Source organism: Brevibacillus sp. HD3.3A, assembly GCF_013284375.2.
GTDB lineage: Bacteria > Bacillota > Bacilli > Brevibacillales > Brevibacillaceae > Brevibacillus > Brevibacillus parabrevis.
In genome coordinates this window covers 2503494-2530462 of record NZ_CP085874.1, presented here as the reverse complement: position 1 = coordinate 2530462, position 26969 = coordinate 2503494, and the positions used below count along the sequence as shown (strand labels likewise).

The 26969-nt window shown below is 51.6% G+C and carries 29 protein-coding genes; 3 read left to right on the top strand and 26 right to left on the bottom strand.

Annotated elements, in window-relative coordinates; all coding sequences use genetic code 11:
• Nucleotides 1–83: 83 nt before the first annotated feature.
• The 11 genes from ccsA to HP435_RS12425 form a co-directional block, all read right to left on the bottom strand.
• A complete protein-coding gene (gene ccsA / locus HP435_RS12475) occupies nt 84–1313 on the bottom strand; it encodes a cytochrome c biogenesis protein CcsA (protein ID WP_122963618.1) in 1230 nt (409 codons plus the stop codon).
• Between the two features lie 23 nt (nt 1314–1336).
• Nucleotides 1337–2965, bottom strand: coding sequence for a cytochrome c biogenesis protein ResB (locus tag HP435_RS12470; protein ID WP_122963619.1), 1629 nt, complete (start codon nt 2963–2965; stop codon nt 1337–1339).
• An 8-nt stretch (nt 2966–2973) separates the two neighbouring features.
• Nucleotides 2974–3501, bottom strand: a complete 528-nt coding sequence (resA, locus tag HP435_RS12465; RefSeq protein ID WP_122963620.1) for a thiol-disulfide oxidoreductase ResA — start codon at nt 3499–3501, stop codon at nt 2974–2976.
• Between the two features lie 109 nt (nt 3502–3610).
• On the bottom strand, nt 3611–4360 hold the full coding sequence (locus tag HP435_RS12460) for a pseudouridine synthase (protein ID WP_173595792.1): 750 nt from the start codon (nt 4358–4360) through the stop codon (nt 3611–3613).
• A gap of 114 nt (nt 4361–4474) precedes the next feature.
• Complete coding sequence (locus tag HP435_RS12455) at nt 4475–5008, bottom strand: spore maturation protein (RefSeq protein WP_173595791.1); 534 nt, start codon at nt 5006–5008, stop codon at nt 4475–4477.
• Nucleotides 5009–5019: 11 nt separating this feature from the next.
• Complete coding sequence (locus HP435_RS12450; protein ID WP_173595790.1) at nt 5020–5610, bottom strand: nucleoside recognition domain-containing protein; 591 nt, start codon at nt 5608–5610, stop codon at nt 5020–5022.
• Entirely contained in the window at nt 5603–6775 is a 1173-nt protein-coding gene (locus HP435_RS12445) for a D-alanyl-D-alanine carboxypeptidase family protein (protein WP_173595789.1), read from the bottom strand. The genes HP435_RS12450 and HP435_RS12445 overlap by 8 nt, the downstream gene beginning before the upstream one ends.
• 97 nt (nt 6776–6872) lie before the next feature.
• Nucleotides 6873–7457 carry an SMC-Scp complex subunit ScpB gene (gene scpB, locus HP435_RS12440; protein ID WP_063226896.1) on the bottom strand — a complete coding sequence of 195 codons (585 nt, stop codon included), beginning with the start codon at nt 7455–7457 and terminating at the stop codon, nt 6873–6875.
• Nucleotides 7447–8208, bottom strand: a complete 762-nt coding sequence (locus HP435_RS12435) for a segregation/condensation protein A (RefSeq protein WP_122963625.1) — start codon at nt 8206–8208, stop codon at nt 7447–7449. Before HP435_RS12435 ends, scpB begins: the two co-directional genes overlap by 11 nt.
• Before the next feature lie 20 nt (nt 8209–8228).
• Entirely contained in the window at nt 8229–8897 is a 669-nt protein-coding gene (locus tag HP435_RS12430) for a site-2 protease family protein (protein WP_173595788.1), read from the bottom strand.
• Between the two features lie 279 nt (nt 8898–9176).
• Nucleotides 9177–9599, bottom strand: a complete 423-nt coding sequence (locus HP435_RS12425; RefSeq protein ID WP_122963627.1) for a hypothetical protein — start codon at nt 9597–9599, stop codon at nt 9177–9179.
• 188 nt (nt 9600–9787) lie between these two features.
• Between HP435_RS12425 and HP435_RS12420 the strand changes: the two genes are divergently transcribed.
• Entirely contained in the window at nt 9788–10222 is a 435-nt protein-coding gene (locus tag HP435_RS12420) for a peptidylprolyl isomerase (protein ID WP_122963628.1), read from the top strand.
• Between the two features lie 62 nt (nt 10223–10284).
• Here HP435_RS12420 and HP435_RS12415 read toward each other — a convergent pair whose 3' ends face one another.
• The 13 genes from HP435_RS12415 to HP435_RS12355 form a co-directional block, all read right to left on the bottom strand.
• Nucleotides 10285–12564 (bottom strand): GGDEF domain-containing protein, encoded by a 2280-nt coding sequence (locus tag HP435_RS12415; RefSeq protein ID WP_122963629.1) that lies wholly within the window; start codon nt 12562–12564, stop codon nt 10285–10287.
• A gap of 131 nt (nt 12565–12695) precedes the next feature.
• A complete protein-coding gene (lysA, locus tag HP435_RS12410) occupies nt 12696–14018 on the bottom strand; it encodes a diaminopimelate decarboxylase (RefSeq protein ID WP_173598782.1) in 1323 nt (440 codons plus the stop codon).
• A 174-nt stretch (nt 14019–14192) separates the two neighbouring features.
• The gene (locus tag HP435_RS12405; RefSeq protein ID WP_122963631.1) at nt 14193–15662 is read right to left on the bottom strand and encodes a spore germination protein; all 1470 of its coding nucleotides are present in this window, start codon (nt 15660–15662) and stop codon (nt 14193–14195) included.
• The gene (locus HP435_RS12400) at nt 15616–16230 is read right to left on the bottom strand and encodes a stage V sporulation protein SpoVABEA (protein WP_173598781.1); all 615 of its coding nucleotides are present in this window, start codon (nt 16228–16230) and stop codon (nt 15616–15618) included. Before HP435_RS12400 ends, HP435_RS12405 begins: the two co-directional genes overlap by 47 nt.
• A gap of 31 nt (nt 16231–16261) precedes the next feature.
• Nucleotides 16262–16612: a stage V sporulation protein AE gene (gene spoVAE, locus HP435_RS12395; RefSeq protein WP_063226888.1), complete on the bottom strand. Its 351-nt coding sequence runs from the start codon at nt 16610–16612 to the stop codon at nt 16262–16264.
• Nucleotides 16612–17637, bottom strand: coding sequence for a stage V sporulation protein AD (spoVAD, locus tag HP435_RS12390; protein WP_122963633.1), 1026 nt, complete (start codon nt 17635–17637; stop codon nt 16612–16614). Before spoVAD ends, spoVAE begins: the two co-directional genes overlap by 1 nt.
• A gap of 16 nt (nt 17638–17653) precedes the next feature.
• Complete coding sequence (gene spoVAC / locus HP435_RS12385; protein ID WP_122963634.1) at nt 17654–18139, bottom strand: stage V sporulation protein AC; 486 nt, start codon at nt 18137–18139, stop codon at nt 17654–17656.
• A gap of 105 nt (nt 18140–18244) precedes the next feature.
• Nucleotides 18245–18664: a stage V sporulation protein AB gene (locus HP435_RS12380; protein ID WP_122963635.1), complete on the bottom strand. Its 420-nt coding sequence runs from the start codon at nt 18662–18664 to the stop codon at nt 18245–18247.
• Entirely contained in the window at nt 18661–19275 is a 615-nt protein-coding gene (locus HP435_RS12375) for a stage V sporulation protein AA (RefSeq protein WP_173598780.1), read from the bottom strand. Before HP435_RS12375 ends, HP435_RS12380 begins: the two co-directional genes overlap by 4 nt.
• Before the next feature lie 178 nt (nt 19276–19453).
• Nucleotides 19454–20209, bottom strand: coding sequence for an RNA polymerase sporulation sigma factor SigF (gene sigF, locus HP435_RS12370; RefSeq protein WP_063226883.1), 756 nt, complete (start codon nt 20207–20209; stop codon nt 19454–19456).
• An 11-nt stretch (nt 20210–20220) separates the two neighbouring features.
• Entirely contained in the window at nt 20221–20670 is a 450-nt protein-coding gene (gene spoIIAB / locus HP435_RS12365) for an anti-sigma F factor (protein WP_122965884.1), read from the bottom strand.
• Nucleotides 20671–21021 carry an anti-sigma F factor antagonist gene (gene spoIIAA / locus HP435_RS12360; RefSeq protein WP_063226881.1) on the bottom strand — a complete coding sequence of 117 codons (351 nt, stop codon included), beginning with the start codon at nt 21019–21021 and terminating at the stop codon, nt 20671–20673.
• Between the two features lie 149 nt (nt 21022–21170).
• Nucleotides 21171–22358 (bottom strand): D-alanyl-D-alanine carboxypeptidase family protein, encoded by a 1188-nt coding sequence (locus tag HP435_RS12355; RefSeq protein WP_122965883.1) that lies wholly within the window; start codon nt 22356–22358, stop codon nt 21171–21173.
• Between the two features lie 152 nt (nt 22359–22510).
• Here HP435_RS12355 and HP435_RS12350 point away from each other — a divergent pair, with 152 nt between their 5' ends.
• Both HP435_RS12350 and HP435_RS12345 read left to right on the top strand, forming a co-directional pair.
• Nucleotides 22511–22834, top strand: a complete 324-nt coding sequence (locus HP435_RS12350; protein ID WP_173600266.1) for a helix-turn-helix domain-containing protein — start codon at nt 22511–22513, stop codon at nt 22832–22834.
• On the top strand, nt 22771–23688 hold the full coding sequence (locus HP435_RS12345) for an IS3 family transposase (protein ID WP_173600267.1): 918 nt from the start codon (nt 22771–22773) through the stop codon (nt 23686–23688). Before HP435_RS12350 ends, HP435_RS12345 begins: the two co-directional genes overlap by 64 nt.
• Before the next feature lie 65 nt (nt 23689–23753).
• On the opposite strand, the gene HP435_RS12340 is transcribed toward HP435_RS12345, so the two are convergent.
• Nucleotides 23754–25826, bottom strand: coding sequence for a methyl-accepting chemotaxis protein (locus HP435_RS12340; RefSeq protein ID WP_122965882.1), 2073 nt, complete (start codon nt 25824–25826; stop codon nt 23754–23756).
• A 178-nt stretch (nt 25827–26004) separates the two neighbouring features.
• A complete protein-coding gene (locus HP435_RS12335; protein WP_122965881.1) occupies nt 26005–26964 on the bottom strand; it encodes an ABC transporter ATP-binding protein in 960 nt (319 codons plus the stop codon).
• Nucleotides 26965–26969: the final 5 nt, after the last annotated feature.

Here is a 26969-nt window from a genome sequence, read left to right as displayed (position 1 = left end):
ACACCTCTTGGCCTCATGTTATCGTACTCATTTGAATATAGTCCAAAAAGCTGGCAAAATCACCAGCTTTTTGAAGGGGTATGTTACACGCCTGCATAGGAGTGCAAACCGGCAATGACCAGGTTGACCACGACCAGCGTAATTAAAATGATAACGAATCCGATGACAGACATCCAGGCCGATTTCGCGCCGATCCACCCGCGCGAAAGGCGCAGATGGAGGTACGCGCTGTAAAACAGCCAGACGATCAATGCCCATACCTCTTTCGGGTCCCAGCCCCAGAATCGTCCCCATGCTTCCTGTGCCCAAATCATGGCGAAAATCAAAGCGCCGAGCGTGAAGACAGGATAGCCGATGCTGATCGCCCGGTAGCTGATCTCATCCAGCAAATCCGGCTCGATTCCTTCTACAGAAGGCTGGATCAAGGCACCCAGACGCTTGCGGAAAATCAGGCGCAGTCCGCCGTACAAAATCACACCCGTGATGACCGACCACAGCATCGTATTCAGTTTGCGGGCAGCGTCTTTTCCTTCCATCCAGCTCGGTGCAGCAAACCACGGATTCATCGGTCCGGCTTGCACGATTTTGGAATCGGCAGGAGCGACAATCGCAGGCATCGTGTATTCTACCCGCACTTTTTCCATCGTCCCGACCGGGTTCATCTGCTCTTTGTTCATTTCAAAAATCGTCTTGTGATCCATTCTCGCAAAGGTCGATTCCATCAAAATGAATCCGACAAGCATCAAAACAACCGCGAGTACAAATTCCAGCCACTTGGTGCTGCGTGCCGATACGTGCTGCGGCACAGTGCGGATCAAATACATCAGCCCGGCTGCGAAACCGACTGCCAAAATCCCTTCCCCGAGCGCTGCTGTCGTCACGTGAATGTGCAGCCAGTAGCTTTGCAGCGAAGGAATCAGCGGGGTTACCTCTTTCGGGAAGACGTACGAATACGCCAGCATGATGACCCCGAGCGGAAGCACAAACGCCCCGATTACGTTCAGCTTGTAAATCCGGTAAATGATCAAATAGGCCAGGATAATACAGTAATCCAAAAAGGCCATGAACTCAAACATGTTGCTCGTCGGGCTGTGTCCTCCCCCAACCCAGCGAGCCACGACATAGCCCGTCTGCGCCAAAAAGCCAACCACCGCGAGCCAGTACGCGATCCTGCCGTAACGTTGTTCATGTTGCTTTGGATCGCGTCCCGCCCAGTTTTTCCCCGTCATCGCTACGACAAACACAATCGAAGAGATTACGTACAGCAAAAACGCGATATCTAGTAACCAGTCACTCAATTGTATGAGCTGCACGTCGAGTGTACCCCCTTGGAGCTTTACGCCTTCGTTTTTTCTTCAACCGTTACAGGAAGCTTGAGCTGTTCCACCAGTCCGTCGACCTCCCTGCGAAGCCCGAACCAGTTTTTGTTTGTATGCGCTGCCAGAAGAACCGTTCCTTCCTGCGTCTGCACCCAGACCCGACGGTGCTGCCAGAAGAAGCCCATTACGACCCCGATCATAAAAATGAAGGCTCCGAAGTAGATGAGCGGCACAGCTTTGTCGATCCGTACGTTCAAACCGGAAATATCGATCAGATCAGGCTTTTTGAAAACCAGCCCGAAGCGGCCATCGGATTTTTGCGTCAAAACCGAACCTTGCAGGTAGACCAGCTTCTCGTTCTGGTTCGTGGACTCGTCCGCAATTTCCAGTGCGACCATCGGATTTTTCGGCAAATTGGTTTGCGTAGCAGGCTTGCCGTCTTTGCCCATGACGAAATCCGGGAAGTAATCCAGAACGCGCACTTTGATGCCCGCCGCAATCTCTTGCTCCGCCGCCGGATTGTACAAGTCAATCTTGATTGGCCCCAGTTCCTTGTTCCCTTGTTTCACATCGACCAGCACAAAATTGAGAGCGCCAAGCTGCATTTCCTGAACGCCAGACTGATAAATCGCGAGGTCCCCCTCCATCATCGGATGGTTCACGATAATAGGGCCTTTCTGCACTTCGATCAAATCAGGCTTTTTCCCCGGCACTTCTGCATTTTTGTTTACGTACAGGATGGCGTCCGTCTGGAAGCTTTTTGGAATGACGCCTCCATTCAACTCCAGCTTTGCCGGCATCTCTTCTTCCGACCAATACTCGGTATGGTAGTTTTCGCTTTTTATGTAATAAGGCGTATCCGGTATCGCGACCGTCTGCCCTTCCCGCACCCACACAAACTCGTCCATGTAAAATCCCGGAATGTTGCGCATGAGTACGCCGATCAGAAACAGAATCAGACCGATGTGGTTCACATAAGGCCCCCAGCGGCTGAAGCGGCCTTTTTCCGCCATGATCGCACGCTCTGCCCGGAAAATCCGGTACCCTTTTTTCTTCAGAGCCAGTGCGGAGCTGTCCAAAAGCTCGGCCTGATCGACATCCGGGGCAAGCTCTCCTTCGGCAAACAGCTTTTGCCCCTTCAAAAAGGACTTGTGCTGATTGAGACGCGGTTTGCTGAGCGCCTTGTAGAGCGGAATGACCCGGTCGAGACTACAGATGACAAGCGATGTTCCCAAAAGCACGAGCAGAGTCACGAACCACCAGGAAGAGTACAGATTGTGAAAGCCAAGTCCGTAGTAAACCGTCCCGAGCACTCCGTATGTATCCGTGTAGAATCGCGCCACATCCGCTTCTGTCGGAACCGGAACGGGGATGTATTGCTGCTGCGGGAAGATCGTTCCGACCGCCGAAGCAACCAGAATGACGATAATGATACCGATTGCAATTTTGACCGAGGAAAAATAATTCCAGATCCGGTCAATCCATTTTTTCGTATACGTCTGGGAACGCCGTGCCATCCCTTCGTAGCGCATGTCAGGAAATGCCGTCTGCTCGTATACTTCGACGTTCAACGGCTTCCCGCACGACTCACAGAGCAGCGTCCCTACCGGATTCGTGTGCCCACATTCACATTTTCGCTGATCCATAATGCTCCTCACTTGGGCAAGATTTTGGACATTTTGTCCGCAATCATTGCTTCATTTAGTTGCCCGATGAAAATCTCCTTCACTTCTCCATCCGGCGCAATAAAAAACGTCGTAGGAATAGGACCGATCCGGTACAACTTCGTAATTTGCGATTGGCGATCCAGCAAAATCGGGAAGTCGACACCGAACTGCTTCACAAACGGCTCTACGGCAACGGGAGCTTCTCCAATGTTCACACCGACGACAACCAGTCCTTTGTCCTTGAACTTGTTGTACTGCTCCTGCAAGGCTGGCATTTCCTTTTTACAGGGCTCGCACCATGTGCCCCAGAAATTGAGCACGACGCCCTTCCCTTTCAAATCGTCAAGCGCCAGTTCTGGTCCGTTCAACTGCTCCAAACTGAAATTCGGAGCATCGCCCCCTACTTTGACAGCATTCGGGTCCTTCACGAAGCTGGAATAGAGAGCAAAAACCAGAGCGACAAGCAAAAGACCCAGTACCGCGACCCTGACATATGTACGGTTGGTTTTGTTCATGATGCCCATACTCCCATCTACTACTTGTAAATTGCAAGCATTATCCATTCTATTATAGCGTTCCTAGATTTTCCGCCAGCGCATAACTTATGAACAGATTTTGAACGAATCACGCTTTTGGCCCTCTGCTCCGTCTGTTTTGCACCAATCCTTGCTTCAGCTTGTCTACTTCCTGCTTGCTCAGCGCTCGAAACTGGCCTGCGCGCAGTCCTTCCAGCGTCAAAAATCCTAAGCGAACACGCTCCAGCGTGAGTACCGGATGCCCGATCGCCGCGCACATTCGCCGCACCTGGCGATTGCGTCCTTCGTGAATCGTCAGCTCGATCAGCGCCTTGGCATTCCCTTGCTCGGTTTTGAGCAATTTGGACGCCCCCGGCGAAGTCATGCCATCTTCCAGGAGAATGCCCGTTGCGAGCTTTTTCAGCTTGTCCTGGCTAGGTACGCCTTTTACCCAGGCGCGGTATACTTTGTCGATTTCGTAGCTCGGGTGAGCAAGCTTGTTGGCCAGATCGCCGTCATTGGTCAACAGCAGCAAGCCGGATGTGTCGTAGTCAAGCCGTCCTACCGGATAGACGCGTTCTTTTACCCCCGCGAGCAGTTCCGTGACCACTTTGCGCCCTTGAGGGTCGCTTGCGCTCGTAATCACACCTGTCGGCTTGTACAGCAAATAGTAGACGTGCTGCTCCAGCACGATTTCCCGGCCTTTTACCGTAATCTTGTCTGTCGCAGGGTCGACCTTGATTCCCTGCTCGTGAACAACCTTGCCGTTTACCTGCACATGTCCCTGTGCGATCAATTCCTCACAATGCCGGCGAGAGGCGACTCCAGCATGCGCCAATACCTTTTGCAATCGTTCCATCGTTGGATCACCTCTACAACATCATACCCATTCTTACCAGTGTGGACAAGAAAAAGGGAAAAACTTCCCCATGTTTCGAGGAAGTTTTCCCTGCGTATTTGACAATTCTTGCGTTCAGGAAAAAACATACGAGACGATCAGCAAGGAGAAAATGACCCCCGCCAGATCAGACCATAGCCCGACCTTCAAGGCGTAGCCGGAGTTGCGAATGCCGACAGCCCCAAAATAAACAGTCAGGACGTACAAGGTCGTGTCCGTGCTCCCTTGCATCGTAGCCGCCAGTCTTCCGAAAAACGAGTCCGGCCCGTACTGCGCGATCAAATCGGTAGCGATGGCAAGCGACCCCGTCCCGGTCAGCGGGCGCAACAGAGCGAGCGGCACCAGTTCCTCGGGAAAGTGGAGAAAGTCTAGCACAGGCTTCATCCCGCGCAACAGCATGTCAAGTGCCCCAGACTCGCGGAACATGCTGACCGCCACCATCATCGCAATCAGATGGGGCAAAATGCGAATCGTCGTCGAAAGCCCGCCTTTTGCTCCCTCGACAAATGTCTCGTATACAGGAACTTGTCGGCGCCATCCGTACAAGAGGACAAACGCAATCGTAACGGGAATCGCCCAGAGCGAGATCAGGGATACCCATTGATACATACGGTTTCCCCCTAATTGTGACGTCGTAAGTGACGATAGCGATACCAGCGATCAATCAACAAGGCCACGATCGTTGCCGCAAAGGAAGAGACGAGCGTCGTCCCGACAATTTCCACCGGATTGACGGAGCCGTACTGCATGCGAATCGCAATCATGGTCGTCGGAATGATCGTGATGCTCGCCGTGTTGATCGCCAGCAGCGTGCACATCGCCGGGGAAGCTTTTTGCTTGTCTGGATTCAGCTTTTGCAATTCCTCCATCGCTTTCAGCCCCATCGGCGTTGCGGCATTGCCAAGACCGAGCAGGTTGGCACTCATGTTCGACAAAATATAGCCCATGGCTGGATGCCCTTTTGGCACATCGGGAAACAGCAGCTGAATAAGCGGAGACAGCGCTTTGGACAACAGCGCAAGCAACCCGGATTTTTCCGCTACGCGCATAATGCCCAGCCAAAAGGCGAGGACGCTGAGCAAACCGAAGCATACGGTGACGCCTGTCTTCGCGCCTTCAAAAGCTGCCGCGTTGATTGCCTCCATGCGACCTGTGAAGGCGGCGACGACGATTGAGATGACGATCAAAGCGAGCCAGATGACATTAAGCACGCCACAGCCCCCCTGCCACAATGTCCCAGAACTGCTTCCAGAACAAGTGCTCACCGCTCGCAGGCTGACTTGCCGTCGGAGCGTCGGCGCGCACGACGAGCGGCACCTGTCCGATCATGTTTTCCTTTATGTACACCTGCAAGAAACCGACGAGCTGCCCTTCCATCTGGGGGGTGATTGTCGACTGTCCCATCACAACGCGTTGTTTGATCGCTGCCTCTTCCGCAGACTGGAGCGGGTAGCGAAAAGCGTTTTGTGTCACCAAATGGGCGCCCGCTTCCATCGTAACCGGAGTTTCTGGCTGGATGTCCTGGCCTTCACCGACCAACTGCTTGACCGGAAAGTTGGCAAAGCCGTAGTCCAAAAGCTTTGCAGAATCATTCCAGTCGTCCGAAGCATTTAAGGTGATGGTCGCGAGCTGCCTTCCTTCGCGGGTAGCCGAGGCGGCGAGACAACGCTTCGCCAGCTTCGTGTAGCCTGTTTTCACGCCGTCTGCTCCGTTGTACAGATGCAGCATCTTGTTTTTGTTGAGCAGCCGTCTGTCCCACTGCTCCCCTTCCCAGGAGATGTCTTTGACCTTGGTGGAAACAATTTGCCGAAAAACCGGATTGCGCAAAGCATAGGCGGACAGCTTCGCCATATCTTCGGCCGTAGAATAGTGCTGGTTGCTGTCATCCAGTCCGTGCGGGTTGGTAAAATTCGTATGCTCCATTCCGATCATGGCTGCCTTTTCGTTCATCATATAAGTGAAGCCCGGAACCGAGCCGCCAATGTGGGTGGCAATCGTAACGGCAGCATCATTGCCTGAGCGCAGCATGAGACCGTAGAGCAGCTCTTCCAACGTCAGCTTTTCGGATCGCTTCAAGTAGATGGACGAGCCTTCGACCCCGACAGCTTCTGGCGGTACGGTCACCTGGTCGTTGAGCTTCCCCATCTCAATGGCGACAATCGCCGTCATCGTCTTCGTCAGGCTGGCGATCCGCATCTTTTTCGTGCCGTTTTTCGAATACAGAATCCGCCCGCTCGCCACATCAATCAAGGCAGCGCCTTCGGCCGAGAGGCTTGGCTGCGCCGTTTGCGCCTGTGCTGCGGGTGGCCCAGCCAGCAATAGCTGTATAAAAAGAAAAACGACGAGTCCGCCGGACAGAAGTTTTCGTACGTTCATACACGTCCTCCCCATCCCCAAAAGTACAACGATACACAGGTTTGTACATATATATGGGGACGAGTCGGGCGGTAGTACGAAAAACTGTCCGGAGCGACTAATCGTTTGCTTTTTCTTCCTGTCTGCCAAAAAGAGCAGAGGCTTCCATCCGGACTTCCTCGATATCCAGGTTGACAGGCGGTTCGGGTAGATCGGCAATTTCGCGCAGTCCGAAATGCTCGAGAAACTCTTTGGTGGTCGCGTACAAAATCGGGCGTCCAATCCCTTCGGCTCTCCCCGCTTCGCGAATCAACTGTTTCGACAAAAGCGTATTGAGTGCCTTTTCGCATTTTACACCGCGTATTTCTTCGATTTCCGAGCGCGTCAACGGCTGCTTGTAGGCAATGATGGCAAGCGTCTCCAGTGCTGCCTGGGACAGCGTCGATTGCCCAGGCGAAGTGGCCAGACGCTCGAAATAAGGAACATGCTCGGGCAAGGTCGTCAGCTGATACGCTTTGGCCACTTCGACGATTTGCACGCCGCGCCCTGCCCGGCGAAAGTCCGCTTTCATGTCCTCGATCAAGTCAACGACCTCTTCTTCCGATACCTCGACGATTTCACTAATCTCCTTGGCATCGATTCCTTCATCTCCCGAGATGAACAGCAAGCCTTCGATCACGCCTTTGAGCTTGTCATAGTCCATCGTTGTGGGCTCCTTCCGCATCACAGATCATGATGTCTTGAAACAGTTGATTTTGCACACACGTAATATGCTTTGCCTTCATCAGCTCCAGCAAAGCGAGAAACGTCGTGACGATTTCCGAGCGGGTCGCTCCCTGGGCAAAAAGCTGAGAGAAGCGCACCATGCCCCCTCCGACGCGAACCAGCTGGCGAATCTGCGTCATCCGGTCCTTGATGGAGATTTCATCGCGGGAAACCTTTGTCATCGGTTCCTTGTCTTTCGCTTTTTGCACGAGTTTTTCCAGCGCATTGACCAGATCGTACAACGTCACGTTTTTGACGGTCGTATCTTCCTCGCGCGCATACGGAGCCAAATTTTCCGCAGGGCGGGTAAACACCTGGTTGCGGCCGATTTCCATCTCGCGCAGCTGCTCAGCCAGCAGCTTGTAGCGCTTGTATTCCAACAGTCGCGCCACCAGCTCTTCCCGCGGATCGACCTCGTCGACGTCCATGTCGAGAAAAGGCTGGAACACATGCTCTTCTTTTCGCGGCAAAAGCATTTTGCTTTTGATGGAAAGCAGGGTCGCCGCCATCACGACAAACTCGCTGGCCACATCGAGTTGCAGCTCTTGCATGCGATCGATCGTCGCGAGGTATTGCTCGGTAATTTCCGCAATCGGAATGTCGTAAATGTCTACTTCTGCCTTGTCGATCAGATGAAGCAAAAGGTCAAGGGGCCCTTCAAATGAATCAAGTTTGATGCTGTAGGCCAAAAGACGTCCCCTCGTTTCCTTTAAATGAACACGCTGATGATGCTTCCGGCAACTTTTTGCACCCACATCACCATTAATCCCATAGGTATACCGAAAATGGTTGCGCTAACACCCGGGATGAAAATCAGCAGAAGCAACAACCAAGGACCATAGATTTCGAAATTGTAAAAGGCTCCATCCCATCTGCGCGGAGACAGGAAGCGCAAAATCTTATACCCGTCGAGCGGGGGAACTGGCAGCAGGTTGAACACAAACAAGCCCACATTGATGAAGACACAGTATTCCAGTGTTGTTTTCAATGCGAATGCAGCTTTTTCGCTCATTCCGTCCATCACGCCGTAATAACGTGTAAGTATGTAAACAATACAGAACAGAATCGCCAACACCAGGTTGATCAACGGCCCCGCTGCCGACACATACACGATACCGAGTCGCTTGTTCCCGCGAAATTGCAGCGGATTGATCGGCACAGGCTTGGCCCAGCCGAACGGTCCAAACAAAATGAGAATCAACCCGAACGGATCGATGTGCGGGATCGGATTTATCGTTAAGCGGCCCTCGTTTTTGGCGGTATTGTCGCCCAGTTTCCAGGCGACAAAGGCGTGCGCCCATTCGTGCAAGCTGAAAGCGATAACGAATGCAATCATGCGAAACGGTACCGTTTTCCAATCAAAATGAAATAGATCCATTGGTTCCCCCTTAACAGCTTCGCAAAAAGCCCAGCGCAATTCCCCAGGCTTCGCTCGGCAAAAAATCGTCTACCTTCTAGGATACCAGCAGATGGATAGGCTTACAAGTCTCTTCAAGGCTGGCATATCAGGCTGAAAGAGCCGGGCGTGATGCGAGCGAGTCATTGGCTTTTTCAGGCGTGCGAAAAGAAAAGCACCGACAAGCAAAAGCCTGTCGGTGCCGCAAATCGTTGATTAATAGAGTAATAGAGTAGCCAAAATTGATTCGAAGGCTAAGTCCTATTCTCTGTCATTCACTGCAATTAAAGTACCCAACATAGTGAATAGGAAACCAACCAAAGCAATGAAGCTGTTATCACCGTTACTGATTTCCCCAAACTGAAACAATCGAAATAAGAACCAAATAACAAAGAGTGTATAGCCTACTACCGCCCAATTTAAAAACACTTTTAAGAGCTTCTTTTTGGCTCTCTTTTCTACAATATCAATCCCTTTTCCAGTTATTCTCACTACATATTCACTTTGATTTACCTCATTTATTGCAAGCCATCCATGATCCTCCAAATACAAGTAGGCTGTATATTTTAATAGCGAACTTTTATCGTTGCAATTTAATGTCTCATGCGTAAACTTTCCCTCTGTCTGTTGATTTTTGTACACTTCTTTCAATAAATCAAGTCTACCTCTTTGCGTTATAGCCACTCTCTTCTCCCCCTCCTGATTACAACCGATTCGACAGAATCTAACAGTTTCCTGTATAACTTTTGCTTAAAATGGCAGTGTTGTGGGGAATAAGCTGAAATAACTAAACCAGCGGGATGTAATTGGACGACAACCATGACGCGTGGTAAAATAGGAACGTTAACTTTACAAGGTCTGGAGGCTCATCCATGAAAAAAGCGCACATCACCATGGAAAATGGTAATCAAATCGAGCTGGAGCTGTTCGATCAAGAAGCTCCAGGAACTGTCGGCAACTTTGAAAAGCTGGCAAACGAAGGTTTCTACAATGGTCTGTCTTTCCACCGTGTCATCCCTGGCTTCGTAGCACAAGGCGGTTGCCCATACGGAACTGGCACTGGCGGTCCTGGTTACACTATCAAATGTGAAACCAAAGGAAACCCGCACAAACACCAACGCGGTGCCCTCTCGATGGCGCACGCAGGAAAAGACACAGGCGGCAGCCAGTTCTTCATCTGCTACGACGCGTTCCCTCACCTCGATGGCGTACATACTGTATTTGGCCGCGTGACTTCCGGTTTGGAGCATGTTGACGCGATCAAGCAAGGCGATAAAATGAAAGAAGTCAAGGTATTGGGAGAATAAGACTCACCTAGTACAAAAAGACACTAGCAGTAATTTGCTAGTGTCTTTTTTATTTGATTTTTTCAACATCCACCCGCAGTCTCCACACTCGCCTGCTCTTCCCTCTCGCGGTCGCGAACAAACACCGTTCCCGGGTACGATTTCGCCCACTTTTTCACATCGGCCGCCCGGCGCGCCACGGCTTCCGCGCTCGTAAACATGCCTGGCCCCAAGTCCACGCCTGCCATGGACATTGACAATTGCACATCGTCGCCCATCCGGCATTTTTCGTAGATGTCCGTAAAATAGGAGGAAAACGAGTCGATCAAATACGTGACAAGCGCATCCACATGATCTGCCGCGGTGATGAGGATAAAGTCGTCGCCGCCGATATGCCCGATGAAGTCATTGCCGCTTCCAAAGCGCCGGGAGGCATCCCGCAGCAAATTCGCCGTCCGCACGATGATTTGATCGCCCACTTCAAAGCCGTAGCGGTCATTAAACCATTTGAAGCGGTCGAGATCGCAGTAAATCACCATCTGCGCCTCTCGCTGCTTGATCCGCCCGTTCAGTTCGCGCTCGATTTGCACGTTGCCTGGAAGCCCTGTCAGCGGATTGGCGGAACTGGCCATCTCCAGCTTGATCGAAGCCATCTTGTCGAGCAAATTTTGCACGGTCACAATGCCCAAATACTCGTTCTGCTCCCCGACGATGATCACGACGTCATAGAGATGATAGGCGTCGCGCGCCATGGCTCGTTTCGCTACCTCGTCCAGCCGGTCGTTTTTGCTGGCCTTCAGCGGGTTCGTGTTCATGATGTGGGAAACAGGCCGCTCGTAATAGAGGGCGATGCCGTACTGGCCGCCAAGAATTTGATAGAGCGAAAAGCGCATGACCAACCCGATCGGTCTGCCCTCTTCCAGGACGACTACGCTTTCAATTCGCTGGTTTTGCTCGAAAATTTCATGGACGCGCCGCACCCTGACGTGCTTTTCCACGCAAATCGTCTTGGCCAAAATCTCCGTCATGTCTGGCGCGACGATGATCGTCTCTTTCGCACCGTCTCTTTGCTTCTCCTGCATATAGCGCAAAAAGTTCATCGCCTGACCCGATACTTGCGCCATCCCTTTGTCCGGCTTGCCCAAATAGTAGCCTTGGCCGTAAACCACCCCTACGTCCATCAGCGTCTCCAGCTCGCGCTCCGTCTCGATGCCTTCCGCAATAATCTTGCAATTGACCTTCTCGGCGAATGAGACGAACGTCTCCAGCAGCGCCTGCTTGATCGGGTCGACATCGATATTGCGGATGAGCGACATGTCCAGTTTGATGAAATCGGGGTAAATCTCCGTAATCGATTCCAGGCTGGAATAGCCCGCACCTGCATCATCGACCGCGATCAAATAGCCTTTTTTCCGGTACTCTTCGATAATTTTGCGAAACACCGCGTAGTTCGTAATCGCGTGACGCTCCGTTATTTCAAAGACGATGTTATGCGGGTTCAGGCCGTAATTGGCGAGCAAGCTCTGAACCTTTCCCCTCAGCAAAAAGGGATCGTCTATCGCCCTTGGATCAAGGTTAATGAACAACTTTTCATTCGGATTTAAATAGCGCAGCTGTTCCAATGCTCGCTTGCGGCAAATATGCTCCAGCCGAAACACGGTATCCGTCTCCTCCGCATAGCTGAACAATGTCGCGGGCGTCGCAAACGGACTGTTTTGCGGGCCGCGAGCAAGCGCCTCCCACCCTAACGCCTGGCCGTCTGGCAGGTGAATGATCGGCATAAAATGCATGTTCACATTTTCTTCCGCAAGCAGCTTGTGAAATTGGGTCATGTGCGTGTACTTTTCCGATGTAATCCCGTACTTCGCCATATGGACGGCGTGTTTCACCGACGTGTACATTTCCCGGACGATATCATGACCTGCGATGGTAGCATAGCCGATATGCACCCGCAAATCTTCCCGGTTGACGAAGCTGACCTGACGATTCAGCTGCCGCTCCGCCAGCTCCTGAAAATGGATGGAAAGCATGCGGCAATCTTCATCGCTTACCTGTCCGCCAAAAGACACATAAATGGCGAAATCGTCGCCCCACAGCTTCTGAATCGCCAAAATCTTGCCTTTTATTTCGAATGCCTGGCGAGCTACTCCCGGCAATATTCCTTCAAAAATGTGCAGCACGCGTTTGGCGCTCGTATCGCCGTAGCGCTGCTCCACTTCCGTCATTTTGACAATATCGACATAAAACATGACGACGTTGCGGCCTTTCTCGATTTCCTGCCGAATGACGTTCTTCATCCATTGACGCTTATCCAGGGAAAAATAGGGAAAGCGCCGAAACTTTTTGATGAGAGTCGACAACATGCTGTATCTGTCCTCCTCGCCACCTCCATTATGGCAGGGAAGATTTAATTTTTCGTGAATGCCAGATGAAGGAAATATAAAGACCCTTCCTGTGCTTTTCGGAAGGGTCTTGGTCTGCTTTTTTGGATCGGTTAGCGCTGCAATTGCGCCCGTTTCGGCAAAAGATCGTGGCCGACGACATCTGCGTACGTCTCGCGTTTTACTACCAGCTCGGCTTCTCCCTCTTTGACGAACACAACAGCCGGACGAGCGATGCGGTTGTAGTTGTTGGACATGGAATATCCGTATGCGCCCGTGCTGGTTACAGCCAAAATGTCGCCAGCCGCAGCAGGAGGAAGCTTCACGTCCCAGATCAGCATATCGCCAGACTCACAGCATTTTCCGGCGATGGAGACGACTTCTGTGGCACTCTCGTTCATTTTGTTGGCAATCGCCGCTTCGTATTGCGCGTTGTACAGCGCCGGACGCAAGTTGTCCGTCATTCCGCCGTCAACGGCAACGTATTTGCGCACATTCGGAATTTCTTTATGCGAACCGATTCGGTACAAAGTGGTGCCTGCATCTCCGACAATGCTGCGGCCCGGCTCGATCCACAGCTCAGGCAACGGGATTTCACGCGCTGTCAGCTCCTCGCGCACGAGATCGGTAATCGCCTTGATGTACGTCTCGGCTGGCTGTGGCGTATCGCCCTCTACGTAGCGGATTCCGAAGCCGCCGCCGACATTCAGTACCTCTGGAAGGAAGCCATGCTTGTCTTTTGCGTCACCAAGCAACTCAGTCAACCGCTTCACCGCAACAAGGAAACCGTCTGTCTCAAAAATTTGCGAGCCGATATGGCTATGAACGCCCAATAAGTGCAGATGATTGCTCTCGTGCGCATAGCGGATCGCTTCCAGAGCTTGCCCGTTTTGCACATCGAAGCCGAATTTCGAGTCGATTTGCCCGGTGGAAATATATTCGTGCGTATGAGCTTCTACGCCAGGCGTTACGCGCAAGAGGACGGCAACCTTTTCGCCGCGCTCCTTCGCAACTTCTGCCAGCGTGTGCAGCTCATAAAAGTTGTCTACCACAAAACAGCCGATCTTCGCATCCAAAGCCATGTTGATTTCGTCCAGCGACTTGTTGTTGCCGTGGAAGTGAATGCGGTCAGCAGGAAAGCCCGCTTGCAAGGCTGTGTACAGCTCCCCGCCCGATACGACGTCGAGCGAAAGCCCTTCCTCCTCGATCAGCTTGCACATCGCCATCGTACAGAAAGCTTTGCTTGCGTAAGCTACCTGAAAAGAGAATCCCGTCTGGCTGAACGCCTCCACAAAGCTGCGGCATTTCGCGCGAATTTGCGCCTCGTCATAGACGTACAGCGGTGTTCCGTACGTAGCCGCCAGACTTGTTGTGTCACAGCCCCCGATTTCAAGATGCCCCTGCTCGTTTACTCGACTTGTCCCGTGTAAAAACATATTTGGCTCCTCCCAGTCTGATCACGCCGATCCTAATAGCCCAGATCCTATAGAGAAAGGCAACCGACAAAAAGCGTCAGTTGCCAAACATAACAAGCATCGTAAGGCTTCCCCATTCAATGTACTACAAGGCTGTGCGTTTGACAATGGGTGTTGGCATCCGTTTTCAGAATATTATTGCCGCGAGGAATTTTGGGAGCGAACGATGCTGGGCCGATTATTTTTGCTAGGAACGGCAAGCCGGACGACAACATCCTTCATCGCCTTGTAGTTGAAAGGGATGAACGGCCACAAATACGGCGTGTTGAGGGAACGCGTCGCAGCGAGTCCGACCAGCACAGCCAAAAAGCCGATCATCAAGCCAGGTGTGGAGAAGAAGCCCACCATCAGAATCAAAAAGATGCGGACGAGCCGATTCGCCAGTCCCAACTCATAGCTAGGCGTCGCAAACATCCCGATGGCCGCCACGGCCAGATAGAGAATGACTTCGGGCGCAAACAGTCCGACCTTGATCGCAACGTCACCGACCAGAATCGCAGCTAACAGGCCCATGGCCACTGACAGCGGCGCAGGCGTATGAATCGCCGCCATCCGCATGAGATCAAGTCCCACCTCTGCGAGCAGAAACTGCACCAGCAGCGGGATACTGCCCTTGTCCTTCATTCCGATAAAATCAAGCTGCTCCGGAATCATCGATGGGTGCATCACCATGAGCAGCCAGATTGGCAGGACGAAGACGGAAGCGAAAATCCCGAAAAAGCGCACCCACCGCAAGTAGGCACCGACCACAGGGGTTTGCCGATACTCCTCCGCGTGCTGAACGTGATGAAAGTAAGTCGCTGGTGTAATCATTACGCTCGGAGACGTATCCACATAGATCAGAACGTGCCCCTCCAAAAGGTGGACAGCGGCTACGTCTGGCCGTTCCGTGTAGCGAACGAGCGGAAACGGATTCAACGTTTTTCCGATAATAAACTCCTCAATCGTCTTTTCCGCCATCGGAATCCCGTCGATCTGGATATTTTGCAGCCGTTCTTTCAACTCATCGACAAGCTGCGGGTTCGCCACATCTTGCAAATAGGCGACCGCTACATCCGTTTTGGTGCGCTCCCCCACTTGCATGATTTCAAACCGCAATCGCTCGTCGCGGATTCTTCTGCGCGTCAAAACCGTGTTGATGACAAGCGTCTCCGTGAAACCGTCATGCGCCCCGCGCACGATCCGCTCGGTGTCTGGCTCTTGCGGGGAACGCGTCGGCAAAATTTTCGTATCCATGATGATCGCGTGATTCGAGCGATCGAGGATCAGGCCAACTTGCCCGACGAGCAGCTTGTCCATAAATTCGTCTGTCGTATCGACCTTGGCAAGCTGGTAGAAAGGAATGAATTTGTAAAACAGCGTTTCAAACAGGCTATCTGTGATGTCCCGGCCGCGCAAGTCGTTGATTTCGCGCATGATTTGCGAGACGAGCATACTCTCGGCAAAACCGTTTATGTAGTACATGAGCAGCTTCGTATTGCCCACAAAAAATTCGTGAACTCCGATGTCGAAGCTTTTTCCTACGCCAAGCCTGTCGTTCAAATACTCCTTGTTTTCCTCAATCCGCTCTGAGATCGGCCGTCTTTTCTCTGTGACTGTCGTCATAGGCGCCGCTCCTTTCCATGATCCACTGCACTGCTCTCTTGGTGATCGGGCAACCATTTTGCAAGCTGTCACGGCCGTCCATTTTCCCGATATCCCCGATTCCGATGACATTCGGCAGCTTCAACGTGTTCAAAATGTCAACAGTATCGCCGTAAATGCGATGCTGGAGCTGCCCGTCTGCATATCCGTCCTTATCCACCGCTTCTTCTACGATCTGTCCCTGGTTGTCGACTGCATAGGCCACAGTCGCTCCATGAACCCATTTCGTATTGGAAGCAACGGCAATGACGCCGATTACTTCAATGTCAGGATGCAAAGCGACGTACTCAATCGCCCGCTCCCCGCGCCCTTTGCCGTAATCGCCGTTGTCATCAAACATGACGATGACCGGATCATGCGGAGTCATTTTGATCAGCTCTACCACCTGTTCGCCCCTTACAGGAGTCGGGTTTCCGGCCGAAAGCGAGATGCATCTGCCTCCCAGCTCTCGCGCGACGCTTTCTACAGCTTTTTGTGCGATATGATCGCCATCTGTTACCAAAATGACCTTGCGCCGCATTTGCTCCATCGTTTGCTCACCGCCTCTGCTCGCCTAGACGTCAGCCTTTTGGTTTGAAGACGAGTGAAGCCAGAAAACCGAACGCGATCGCCGCCGATATCCCTGCACTGGTGACCTCGAAAATGCCGGTAGTCACCCCGATCAGGCCATGTTGCTCCGCCTCGCTGATCGCTCCGTGATACAGCGCATGGCCGAAGCTTGTGATCGGCACCGTAGCACCCGCTCCGGCGAAGTCGATGAATTTGTCGTAAACGCCAACAAAATCAAGCACGACACCTGCGACAACCAACGTACTCATGACATGGGCTGGCGTGAGCTTGCCGACGTCGAGCAAAAGCTGTCCGACGACGCATACAAGCCCGCCCACGACAAAAGCAATCACATATTCCATCATTGTCCTCCTTCGAGCGCGACCGCGTGCGCGATGCACGGAATCGAATTGCCTTGCTGGGTGCTGACCGGGCTTAACAGCGCGCCTGTCGCGCATACGAGCACTTTTTTCAGCAACCCGCGGTTCAACTGATCCACAATATGGCTGTAGGTCACGACCGCGCTGCTTGCACAGCCGCTGCCGCCAGCGAACACATCCTGATCGGGCGTGTAGATCATCAGGCCGCAATCGTTGTACACCTGATCCATGTCGTAGCCTTCCGCCAGCATCAGCTCTTTTACGATCGGATAGCCGACCGATGCGAGATCGCCCGTCACGATCAAATCGTAGTCTTGCGGCTTTCTGCCCGTGTCCTGAAAATGAGCCAAAAAAGTCGAGACGGCTGCTGGCGCCATCGCTGAGCCCATATCCAGCGGGTCCTTGATTCCCATGTCCACTACTTTGCCCATCGTCGCATACGTGATGCGCGGTCCCGTCCCTCCGATGCCAACCAGCCCAGCCCCTGCGCCCGTGACCGTCCATTGCGCCGTGGGCGGCTTTTGTCCGCCGTATTCCGTCGGATAGCGATATTGGCGCTCGGCTGTGGCGTTGTGGCTGCTGCAAGCGGCAATCGCTCTGTTGGCATATCCGGCATTCACCAGAGCGGCAGCCGTAGCCAAAGTGAGCATGGACGTCGAGCACGCCCCGTACATGCCCAGAAGCGGGATCTCCAGCTTTTCGGCAGTGAAATTGGTCGTGATGTTTTGATTCAGCAAATCGCCCGCCAAAATGGCATCGACTTCGCTGCCCGCGATCCCCGCTTTTTTCAGCGCAGCCGAAACAGCGTCCTCCAGCAGCTGTCGCTCGGCGTTCTCCCACGTATTCTGCCCGGCGTACATGTCGTCGTGAATGACGTCAAACAAAGAGGCGAGCGGTCCTTCCCCTTCCTTGGGGCCGACAGCTACCGCCGAGCTTTGCAAGCGGACATTCTGGTCGAAGTGCCAGGTTTGGCGGCTCACCCGTTTCAGATGTGGATTGCTCGACACAGCCAGCCCTCCCGTCTTAGAAAAACATGTTGATCAAGCTTTTTAAAATGCCTGCGACAAAGGCTGCCACTACCCCAAACACAATGACCGAGCCTGCCAGCTTGAACATGTTGCCGCCCACTCCGAGGACAAGTCCTTCGCTGCGATGCTCGATGGCAGCCGAAGCGATGGAGTTGGCAAACCCTGTTACCGGAACAGCCGAGCCTGCCCCGGCATACTGGCCGATGTTGTCATAGACGCCAAGCCCCGTCAGCAAAACCGATAAAAAGATCAGCGTGGCAACCGTCGGATTGCTCGCCGTCTTCTCTGTAAAGCCGAAGAAATGGATGTACATGTTTTGTACGGCCTGTCCGAGAAGGCAGATCGTACCTCCTACCCAAAACGCCCGCAACGAGTTCAGGAGGACATTACGCTTGGGCTGAAATTTGGAAGCCTGCTGCTGGTATAGCTGCTTCGTCATCTGCAACGATCCAGCCGGCTTCGATTTCGTTTTGGTTGCCATGCCCTTTCACTCCTTTGTGAGTCCATATTTCCTGCGAGGTAAGACGTCTCATACCTCTATCTTTCCTTTTTCAAACTTTGCCTATGAATAGCGGTATTTACCAATTCACAGATGCAACAGCCACTGCAAGAGCGATCCGGTCACTTTGCCAAACACGACTGCCATCAACAGAAACAACAGGCTGCCGTCCATGCTGAGCCGTTTTGCCAGGATCGGAAAGACGTTCAGCACTTCCGTCAGCCCGGCCGCCAATGTCCCGACGAAGATTCCCGCAAACAGGCCGTAAACAGCCGTAACCACATTCGGCCAATGAGCACCGAGATGAAAAAAGTCGATCAACGTAAAAAAAAGCGCCCCCATCACCAAGGCCCATTCGAAAGCGCGGATGTGACGGTGAGCATTGGTCAGTTGCGTCAGCCTCGGAATAATGTCCAGCACGGCGATGAAAGCGACAAGCCCGCTCCCGACCGCAAGCCCGCCCCCTAGTCCAATCAAGACCAGCAAACCGCATTCCCATACACTCATAGCTTCGTCCGCTGGTTTTCTTTATTCTCGTTTTGAATGTAGTATTGATCGAGGCTTTGCTGGTACATGAACAGCTCCACTTCCAGGGGGCTTGGTTCTTCGTTGATTTTTTTCTGGAAAATGTGATTGAAAAACAGGATCATCCCCATGCCGATCCCGATGGAGTACGGGATTTGCAACCAGAGCGGCTGCTCGCTTCGCTCTCCTGTGATCAAATAAAAAATGCGTTCGTGCACCTCGCGCATGCTGACATCGGTGTGAAAGTTCATGATCGCAAGGCCAGAGCCGATAAACAAAAGCACCCAGACGAGAGCGACCAGGACCGGATTTGCTTTTTTGCGCGGATTCAACACTTCCACGATAATTTGCGGCGAGCCTTGAATCTCCAGCTCCACCTCCGGGTAGACGGAACGAACACGCTGGATCACTTGCATAATATCGATGACGATCAAATTCCCGTCTGTCGGCTTTACTTGATAAATCGGCATTCGCTTCAACGCTTCCTCGCGTTCCCCGTCCCAAAAAAGCTGGCAAATATCGCCCAAGGCAATCATCGCTTCCGGCTTGACGGCCAACCGCTTTCTCAGACGAAGAAACAGCGCGTCTTTCATGAAATCTCCTCCCTGCTACGAGCTACTCATTTATCCGGTAGTATGTACCCGCAGCCAAAACGCATACCCGAAAAGGTATCGCTGAAAGAGCAAAGCACCGCACTGCCCGCATGAATACATGAAAAAACACCCAGGCGCGTTGGCTTGAGTGTTTTCGCACGTACATTCATTCATGCTATCAGTGTTCAATCTGATCCTTGATCGTTTGCAAAATGCGCTTTTCCAGACGCGAAACCTGGACTTGCGAGATTCCGAGCCGCTCTGCGACTTCGGATTGGGTCTGATCCTTGTAGTAGCGCAAGTACACAATGAGCTGCTCACGCTCGCTCAGTCGACTGATCGCGTCTTTGAGCGCAATTTTTTCAAACCACTTGTTTACGCCCTCATCGGCGATCTGGTCGATCAGTGTAATCGGATCTCCGTCATTCTCAAAAACCGTCTCATGAATCGAGGAAGGCGCCCGATTCGCCTCCTGGGCAAACACGACTTCCTCCGGTGTGATCCCCACGGCTTCGGCTACCTCCGCGATCGTGGGTGCACGGCCAAATTGCTTGTACAGCTCATCCTTTGTTCGTCGTACCTTGTTCGCGGTCTCTTTGAGCGATCGACTTACCTTGACTGTCCCGTCATCACGCAAGAACCGTTGAATCTCTCCAATAATCATCGGCACCGCATACGTCGAAAAGCGCACGTCATAGGATAGGTCAAATTTATCTACGGCTTTCAAGAGGCCAATACACCCAATTTGAAACAAATCATCCGCTTCGTATCCACGGTTGATAAAACGCTGGACGACGGACCAGACCAGCCGGATATTGCTGTTCACAAGAAGCTCACGCGCATCGGTATCTCCAGCCTGGCTTTTGGCGATTAGCTCTTTCACTTGGTCATTGGTCAGAAATGGTTGACTCGCATTTTTGATATCGGCACCCATTGGCACTACCCCTAATTTTGCAAGGCTTTGGCAAACGACAGGCGTTTGGTCAAACGAACGGTTGTCCCTTTACCAACAGCCGTCGCGACTTCCAAAGAATCCATGAAATTCTCCATAATGGTAAAGCCCATACCCGAACGTTCCAACTCAGGCTTGGTCGTATACAACGGCTGCATCGCCTGCTCCACATCCTCAATTCCTTTTCCGTTGTCTTCCACGACCAGATCAATGGCTCCCTCTTCGATCCGCACAGTAATATGTACGACCCCTTCCGGATTTTCGTCATAGCCGTGAATGATCGCATTGGTGACGGCTTCCGATACGACTGTCTTGATTTCCTCCAGCTCATCCATCGTGATATCGAGCTGCGAGATAAAGGAGGCGACAGCAATTCGTGCGAACGCCTCGTTTTGGCTCATTGCAGCAAATGATACGGACATAAAATTGCGCTGTACCTTCACTTACGCCACCCCCAGAACAAGCAGTGCATCTGCTTCATTTTCGCGGAACTTGATTACCTTGAACAGGCCAGACATTTCAAAGATCCGGTAAATGGTCGGGTTGATTGAGCACACGTACATTTCACCCGAACGGGCAGATATTTGCTTGTAGCGTCCCAAAATCACGCCGATACCGGAGCTGTCCATAAAGGCCAAATCAGCCAGGCTCAGCACGATATGACGAATGTTGGGGGTGCGCAAAAGTTCATCCACTTTGCTCCGCAGCTCTTCCGCTGTATGATGGTCCAGCTCTCCTTGCAGGCGGATCACCAGCACGTCTTGCCGGGTCTCCATCGCAATCCGCAAACTCATGGCTGACTCACTCCTTCTCCCTTGAATAAACCTCTCTTTCTGCTTCGGACAAACCAATTCCTGCCAGGCGACAAAAGAACAAAAAAATCGAGCAGCCGCGCCATCGCATTCGAGGCAACTCGATTCTTTTCGCGCTTTGTTGTCGTGTGTCAGTAGCTGATCAAAACACTCTTGGTTGTCCGCTTGAGAATCTCCCACATGTTTGCCTTATTCACTTGTTGCTCAGGCATCAGATCAATCCTGTTCACTTCGCGGCCGTCTTTTGTACGAATAAAAATGTGGCCGACGACCTGGTCTTTGGAAACCGGAGCGTTGACAGCAGGATTCATGACGATTTCTTTCGTGTACGTGTCCGCTGATTCTCCTTTTTTCATCAGCAAACTGACAGCGTGCGGCGTGACCACATTAATCTGTGGCACTTGCCCTTTGTCCACCGTGAGCGATTGAACCGCCTGGCCTTTTTTGTACATCGGCATCACCTGAAAATGGGTGAAAGCGTAATTGAACATGGTCGAAACTTCGTTGTTGCGCGTTTTGACATCCGGCTCGCCCATGACGACGGCAATGATCCGCATGTCGTTGCGCTTGGCCGTCGCGGTCAAACAATACTTGGCTTCGCCTGTATAGCCTGTTTTCAGGCCGTCTACGCCTTCGTAAAAGCGGACAAGTCGATTCGTATTGACCAGCCAGAAAGGACTTGCCGAATCCTTGCGCAAGTAATCCTGGTACGTGCCTGTAAACTTCGTGATCCCATCGTGCTTCAAAAGCTCGCGCGACATGATCGCGATATCGGCCGCAGAAGAGTAGTGATTTTCCGCAGGCAAGCCGTTGGAGTTGACAAAGTGCGTGTTTTTCATCCCTAGTTGTTTGGCCCGCTCGTTCATGCGGTTCACAAAGCCCTCTTCCGTTCCGCCCAGATGCTCAGCCATCGCTACCGAGGCGTCGTTTCCGGAAGCGATCGCAATTCCTTTGATCATGTCTTCCACGGTCATTTCTTCGCCCGGTTGCAAAAAGATTTGCGATCCTCCCATCGAAGCCGCCCGTTCGCTGGCCCTGACCTTATCTGTAAATTTAAGCTCTCCCCGCTCCACCGCCTCCATAATCAAGAGCATCGTCATCACCTTGGTGATGCTGGCGGGTGGCATTTTTTCATTCGCATTTTTTTCGTACAAAACCGTTCCTGTATCTGCTTCGATCATAATGGCAGACGAGGCATGCGGGGCAAAATTCATCTCCCCTTGTTGCGGAGCCGCTTTTTCTTTTGCCAAAGCACCCATCGGAGAAAAGATGGTTACAAGCATGATGAAGCAAGAAGCCAAGTATCCTATCCGTTTCATAGCAGTCTCTTCCCTCCATTCATGGTTTTATTCTCACCCAGGGGGAAGGAAAATATTCACAAGAAAAAACCCTTCCACATTTTGATATTATCCCCTTTAAGTAGACAGTAAAAAGAAAGACCATTACTGTTTATTTGGAGGGGATATTCTTTATGGGGAAAATGACATACTCGCTTGAATTTAAGACACAAGTAGTGGAATGGTTTGAACAAGGAGCTACGTATAAACAAATTCAAGAAACCTACGGTTTGGATTTACGGATGTTCCGTAGATGGGTTAGAAAATACAGAGATCACGGTGTACAAGGATTGGTAGACCAAAGAGGCAAAGCCGGAGGGATGAGCATGGGAAGGCCTCGTAAAAACCCCATGGCTTCAGATGAAAGAATTAGGCGTCTTGAAGCGGAGGTAGAATTCTTAAAAAAGCTCTTAGAAGCCAGAAAGGGGGAAAGAAGAAGGATCAGGGAAAAACAGTAATTTTTCGGATTATTGCTGAGATGGCGGATCGTTATCCAGTTCTGTTACTATGCAAAATTGCTCAAGTATCAAAAAGTGGTTATTATAAGTGGCTGCACTTACAGAAGAACCCGACGAGAAAATACGCGGAAGACCAAGAGTTAAAAAAGCTGATTTTGCATTGTCATCAAGGGGTCAATGGAATATACGGATATCCTCGAATTAAGATGTGGCTATACCGGGTCCATGGCATTCGAATTAATCATAAGCGTGTGTACCGACTGATGAAAGAGTTGGGGATCCAATCACGTATTCGCAGGAAACGAAAGTATTATGGACGCAAAGAGCCAATCGTGATAACAGAAAACAAGTTGAACCGTGAGTTTGCTGCGTCACGACCTACTGAAAAATGGGCTACAGATATTACCTATATCATTTTTAACGGGAGACGGCTGTATCTGTCTGTCATTTACGACCTTTTCAATAATGAGGTAATTGCCTATAAAGTCAGCAAACAGAATGATTTATCCCTCGTCTTAGATACTGTGAAGGCAGCGACACAAAAAAGAGACGTGAATGGCGTCCTGCTACATAGCGATCAGGGAAGCCAGTACACGTCCAGAGCATATCAGAATCTATTACAAGCGTATAACATAACTCCAAGTATGTCGAGAAAAGGAAACTGCCTGGACAACGCTTGTATCGAAAGCTTTTTCAGCCACCTCAAAACAGAATGTATATATTTGGATTCCTTCGGAACCGAAGAAGAGGTGAATAAAGCAATCGAACGTTACATTCATTTTTACAATCACGAACGGATTCAAGCTCGTTTACGCAGTCTCAGCCCAGTTCAATACCGAGCTGAGGCTGCGTAAAGCAAGGGCTTGTTTTGAACTGTCCACTTGACGGGGATAAGACCATTTCGCAGAAGGGTTTCGTTTTAGATCACAAACCGGCTGACGTTCTCGGTCAAGTCGTCTGCCATCTTTTTCAGTTGTTCCACATTTTCATTGATGCGTGCAATCGAATTGAGCTGTTCGTCGACCGTCTCGACGACGCCTGAGATCGAATCGCTGATCTCATCCGACATGCTTGCCAGACGTTGCATCGAGTTGGTGACCACCTGATTGCCCGCAGCCATTTCCTCGGATGTTGCCGTCATCGATTCGCTCTGCTCGGCAGCCGATTGAATCTCGGCTACAATGTTTTGGAAGGTCGTACCCACAGACTCGACAGACTTCAGTCCGCCGCCGACCATGGTGACGATTTCGTCCATGTGCTTGCTCATGTCCATCGCTTCGTCGTTAATCGAATGGGCAATCGCCGCAATCCGCTCGGAGAAAGAACTGCTCTCCTCGGCCAGCTTGCGCACTTCGCTCGCTACGACAGAGAAGCCGCGTCCGGCATCGCCAGCGCGTGCAGCTTCAATCGCCGCGTTCAACGCCAGCAAATTGGTCTGCGATGCGATACTCGTAATCATTTCGACAATGCTGGTAATCTCGCGCGCACGCTCGCGCAAACTGTGCATCTGCGTAGCGGTACGCTCTACCTCGTCTGTCGCCTTGCGAACGGTATCGATTACGTTTTCCACCAGCTGCATACCGCCCTGGGCACGCTCAAACGTCCGTGTCGTCGCAATAGACGTCGACTCCGCTGCAATCGCTACCTGCTCAACCCCTTGCGAAATCTCGGAGACGGTCGTTGCCGTCGCCTGCACTTCGTTGGTTTGAGTGGACACGCGCTGCGCGATCGTCGAGATGTTATCCGTAATGACGCTGATTGCCCCTTTGTTGTCCTGGGCAAACTGCGTCAGTTCGTCAGTCGCCACGTTCAACTGGGTTGCTTGTCCTTGTACAAGCGCAATCAGCTTGCGCAACTCGGCAGCCATCTCATTCATTTTGCGGCCGACCATCGCCAGCTCGTCATTGCCGTTTACTTTGACATGAACATCGAAGTGACCGGAGCCGATGCGATCCATGTCTCTTGCAATCGCAAACAGCGAGAGGCGAATCCGCTTGGCGAACCACCAGATTGCCCATACAGACAAGCCGATAATCGGCAGGCTGAACAGGACAAAGTACAGCCACATTCCGTTTACTTCCCCGTATACTTCATCGCTGCCTGTCGACAGGACGATATTCCACTTCAACAGTTGAATCGGTGCAAAAGCTGCAAAGGAGCCTTTGCCGTGATCGGAATACAACAAGCTGTTGCTTGTATCGTGCTTCATCAGTTCGAGCATTTCTGCGTAGTCTGCTTGTCCCGCCAAAACAAGCTTGTTGTTGTTTTGCGGGTTTTGGTGCGCCACAACCAGACCATCCTGGCGAACAACAAAAGCGTAGCCATTTTGCATGAAGGAGATTTCAGGGATTTTCTGGATCATTTGATCGATCGTGAATCCGACAATAAACAAGCGGCTCTTGTCGCTGTTTTTCTCTCCTACAGGTGTCGCAATATAAAGAAAACTTTTATTAATGCCTTCAGCGATTTCCTCGTCAGAAATGACCGTTTTCCCGGTACTCATGACCCTTTGGAAATACTGCTTTTGCTTGAAGTCGATTTCGTTTTTCCCGGTCAACGAGTAGAGCGATTTCCCGGTATTGCTGTCTACTAAGTAAATTTTGGAGATTTCCTTATGGGATTGACGCATGAGCGTGAACTGCTCCATGATCAGCGGCTCCAGCTCTGTCATCATCACGCGCTTGGATGCTGTCGATTCGCTCGTTTTGACGATCGTCTGTATCCAGTCTTCCATGCTGGCTGCGTGCTGCTCAGCCAACATTTTTGCTTGCTTGGATGTAATGGAGAACAAAGTTGATTTGGAGAAAGAAAGCGCTATGTATTGCAAAGAACCAATAATGATAAGTACAAGAATCAGGCCAAAGACTATCATCTTTGTTGCCAGGGAGCCGCGCAGTTTTTCCGTTGCGAGCAGGCTCTTGATGTTTACTTTACCTGAAAGCGAGAATCCAGCCCCTTTCTTTTTCCATTTCGGCGACAAAAATCGGCTCATGATGCTGCCCCCTTTTCATACCCTACATTTTACCAGTAATGGTGTTGAAAAAAAATACCCCTGAGAAAGCTATCAAGGGTACTTATACCCCGTTTTCCAAGTGGTAAAACCTCCATTTATGAAAGGGAAGCGAGTCCCGGTCAGACTCAACCGAGAGCTCGCTTTCTTCATGAAAGGACTAGTTGTACAAATGACAAGCAGCGAAGTGTCCTGGCTCGACTTCCTTCCATACTGGCACAGAAGCAGCGCATTCCGGCATTGCTTTCGGGCAACGCGTGCGGAAATGGCAACCGCTTGGCGGGTTCATTGGGCTTGGCACGTCGCCTTGCAGGACGATGCGCTCACGGTTGCGCTCGATCTCTGGGTCTGGAATCGGAATTGCAGACAGCAGAGCTTGCGTATACGGATGAAGCGGCTTTTCATACAAAGCATCACTTTCAGCCAATTCAACCATTTTACCCAGGTACATAACGGCTACACGGTCCGAAATGTATTTTACCATCGACAGGTCATGGGCGATGAACATGTACGTCAGGCCCATTTTTTCCTGAAGCTGCTCAAGCAAGTTGACAACCTGCGCCTGAACGGATACGTCCAGCGCGGAAATCGGCTCGTCACAAACGATGAATTTCGGTTCTACCGCCAGCGCACGGGCAATCCCGATCCGCTGACGCTGACCACCGGAAAATTCATGTGGAAAACGGTTCATATGCTCAGGGTTCAAGCTAACCAAAGAGAGCAGCTCTTGGATGCGCTCTTTGCGCTTTTGCCCGGATGCCAGATTGTGAATGTCCAGCGCTTCGCCGATGATGTCTCCAACCGTCATACGCGGGTTCAAGGAAGCGTACGGGTCTTGGAAAATCATTTGCATGTTTCGGCGCATCGCCTTCATTTCCTGATGATTCAAATTCATGATGCTTTTGCCTTCAAAGAGGACGTCCCCGCCAGTCGCGTCATATAGACGCAAAATCGTACGACCCGCGGTGGACTTCCCACAGCCTGATTCTCCTACAACGCCGAGTGTTTCTCCCCGTTTAATTTCAAACGAGATATCATTCACAGCTTTCAGAGTATTATCTCCAATGGAAAAGAACTTTTTCAAGTTGCGTACTTCAATGAGTGTATCGCGGTTATCCACTGTTT

Bases quoted from the DNA above. Each gene is read 5' to 3' on its own strand.
- HP435_RS12340 (WP_122965882.1), bottom strand. From the start codon at position 25,826: ATGAGCCGATTTTTGTCGCCGAAATGGAAAAAGAAAGGGGCTGGATTC.
- HP435_RS12350 (WP_173600266.1), top strand. From the start codon at position 22,511: ATGGGGAAAATGACATACTCGCTTGAATTTAAGACACAAGTAGTGGAA.
- spoVAC (WP_122963634.1), bottom strand. From the start codon at position 18,139: ATGGCAACCAAAACGAAATCGAAGCCGGCTGGATCGTTGCAGATGACG.
- spoIIAA (WP_063226881.1), bottom strand. From the start codon at position 21,021: ATGAGTTTGCGGATTGCGATGGAGACCCGGCAAGACGTGCTGGTGATC.
- HP435_RS12375 (WP_173598780.1), bottom strand. From the start codon at position 19,275: ATGAAAGACGCGCTGTTTCTTCGTCTGAGAAAGCGGTTGGCCGTCAAG.
- HP435_RS12470 (WP_122963619.1), bottom strand. From the start codon at position 2,965: ATGGATCAGCGAAAATGTGAATGTGGGCACACGAATCCGGTAGGGACG.
- sigF (WP_063226883.1), bottom strand. From the start codon at position 20,209: ATGGGTGCCGATATCAAAAATGCGAGTCAACCATTTCTGACCAATGAC.
- HP435_RS12460 (WP_173595792.1), bottom strand. From the start codon at position 4,360: ATGGAACGATTGCAAAAGGTATTGGCGCATGCTGGAGTCGCCTCTCGC.
- HP435_RS12420 (WP_122963628.1), top strand. From the start codon at position 9,788: ATGAAAAAAGCGCACATCACCATGGAAAATGGTAATCAAATCGAGCTG.
- lysA (WP_173598782.1), bottom strand. From the start codon at position 14,018: ATGTTTTTACACGGGACAAGTCGAGTAAACGAGCAGGGGCATCTTGAA.
- resA (WP_122963620.1), bottom strand. From the start codon at position 3,501: ATGAACAAAACCAACCGTACATATGTCAGGGTCGCGGTACTGGGTCTT.
- scpB (WP_063226896.1), bottom strand. From the start codon at position 7,457: ATGGACTATGACAAGCTCAAAGGCGTGATCGAAGGCTTGCTGTTCATC.
- HP435_RS12405 (WP_122963631.1), bottom strand. From the start codon at position 15,662: ATGACGACAGTCACAGAGAAAAGACGGCCGATCTCAGAGCGGATTGAG.
- HP435_RS12380 (WP_122963635.1), bottom strand. From the start codon at position 18,664: ATGAGTGTATGGGAATGCGGTTTGCTGGTCTTGATTGGACTAGGGGGC.
- HP435_RS12400 (WP_173598781.1), bottom strand. From the start codon at position 16,230: ATGGAGCAAATGCGGCGCAAGGTCATTTTGGTAACAGATGGCGATCAT.
- HP435_RS12455 (WP_173595791.1), bottom strand. From the start codon at position 5,008: ATGTATCAATGGGTATCCCTGATCTCGCTCTGGGCGATTCCCGTTACG.
- HP435_RS12355 (WP_122965883.1), bottom strand. From the start codon at position 22,358: ATGAAACGGATAGGATACTTGGCTTCTTGCTTCATCATGCTTGTAACC.
- HP435_RS12415 (WP_122963629.1), bottom strand. From the start codon at position 12,564: ATGTTGTCGACTCTCATCAAAAAGTTTCGGCGCTTTCCCTATTTTTCC.
- HP435_RS12445 (WP_173595789.1), bottom strand. From the start codon at position 6,775: ATGAACGTACGAAAACTTCTGTCCGGCGGACTCGTCGTTTTTCTTTTT.
- HP435_RS12430 (WP_173595788.1), bottom strand. From the start codon at position 8,897: ATGGATCTATTTCATTTTGATTGGAAAACGGTACCGTTTCGCATGATT.
- spoVAE (WP_063226888.1), bottom strand. From the start codon at position 16,612: ATGGAATATGTGATTGCTTTTGTCGTGGGCGGGCTTGTATGCGTCGTC.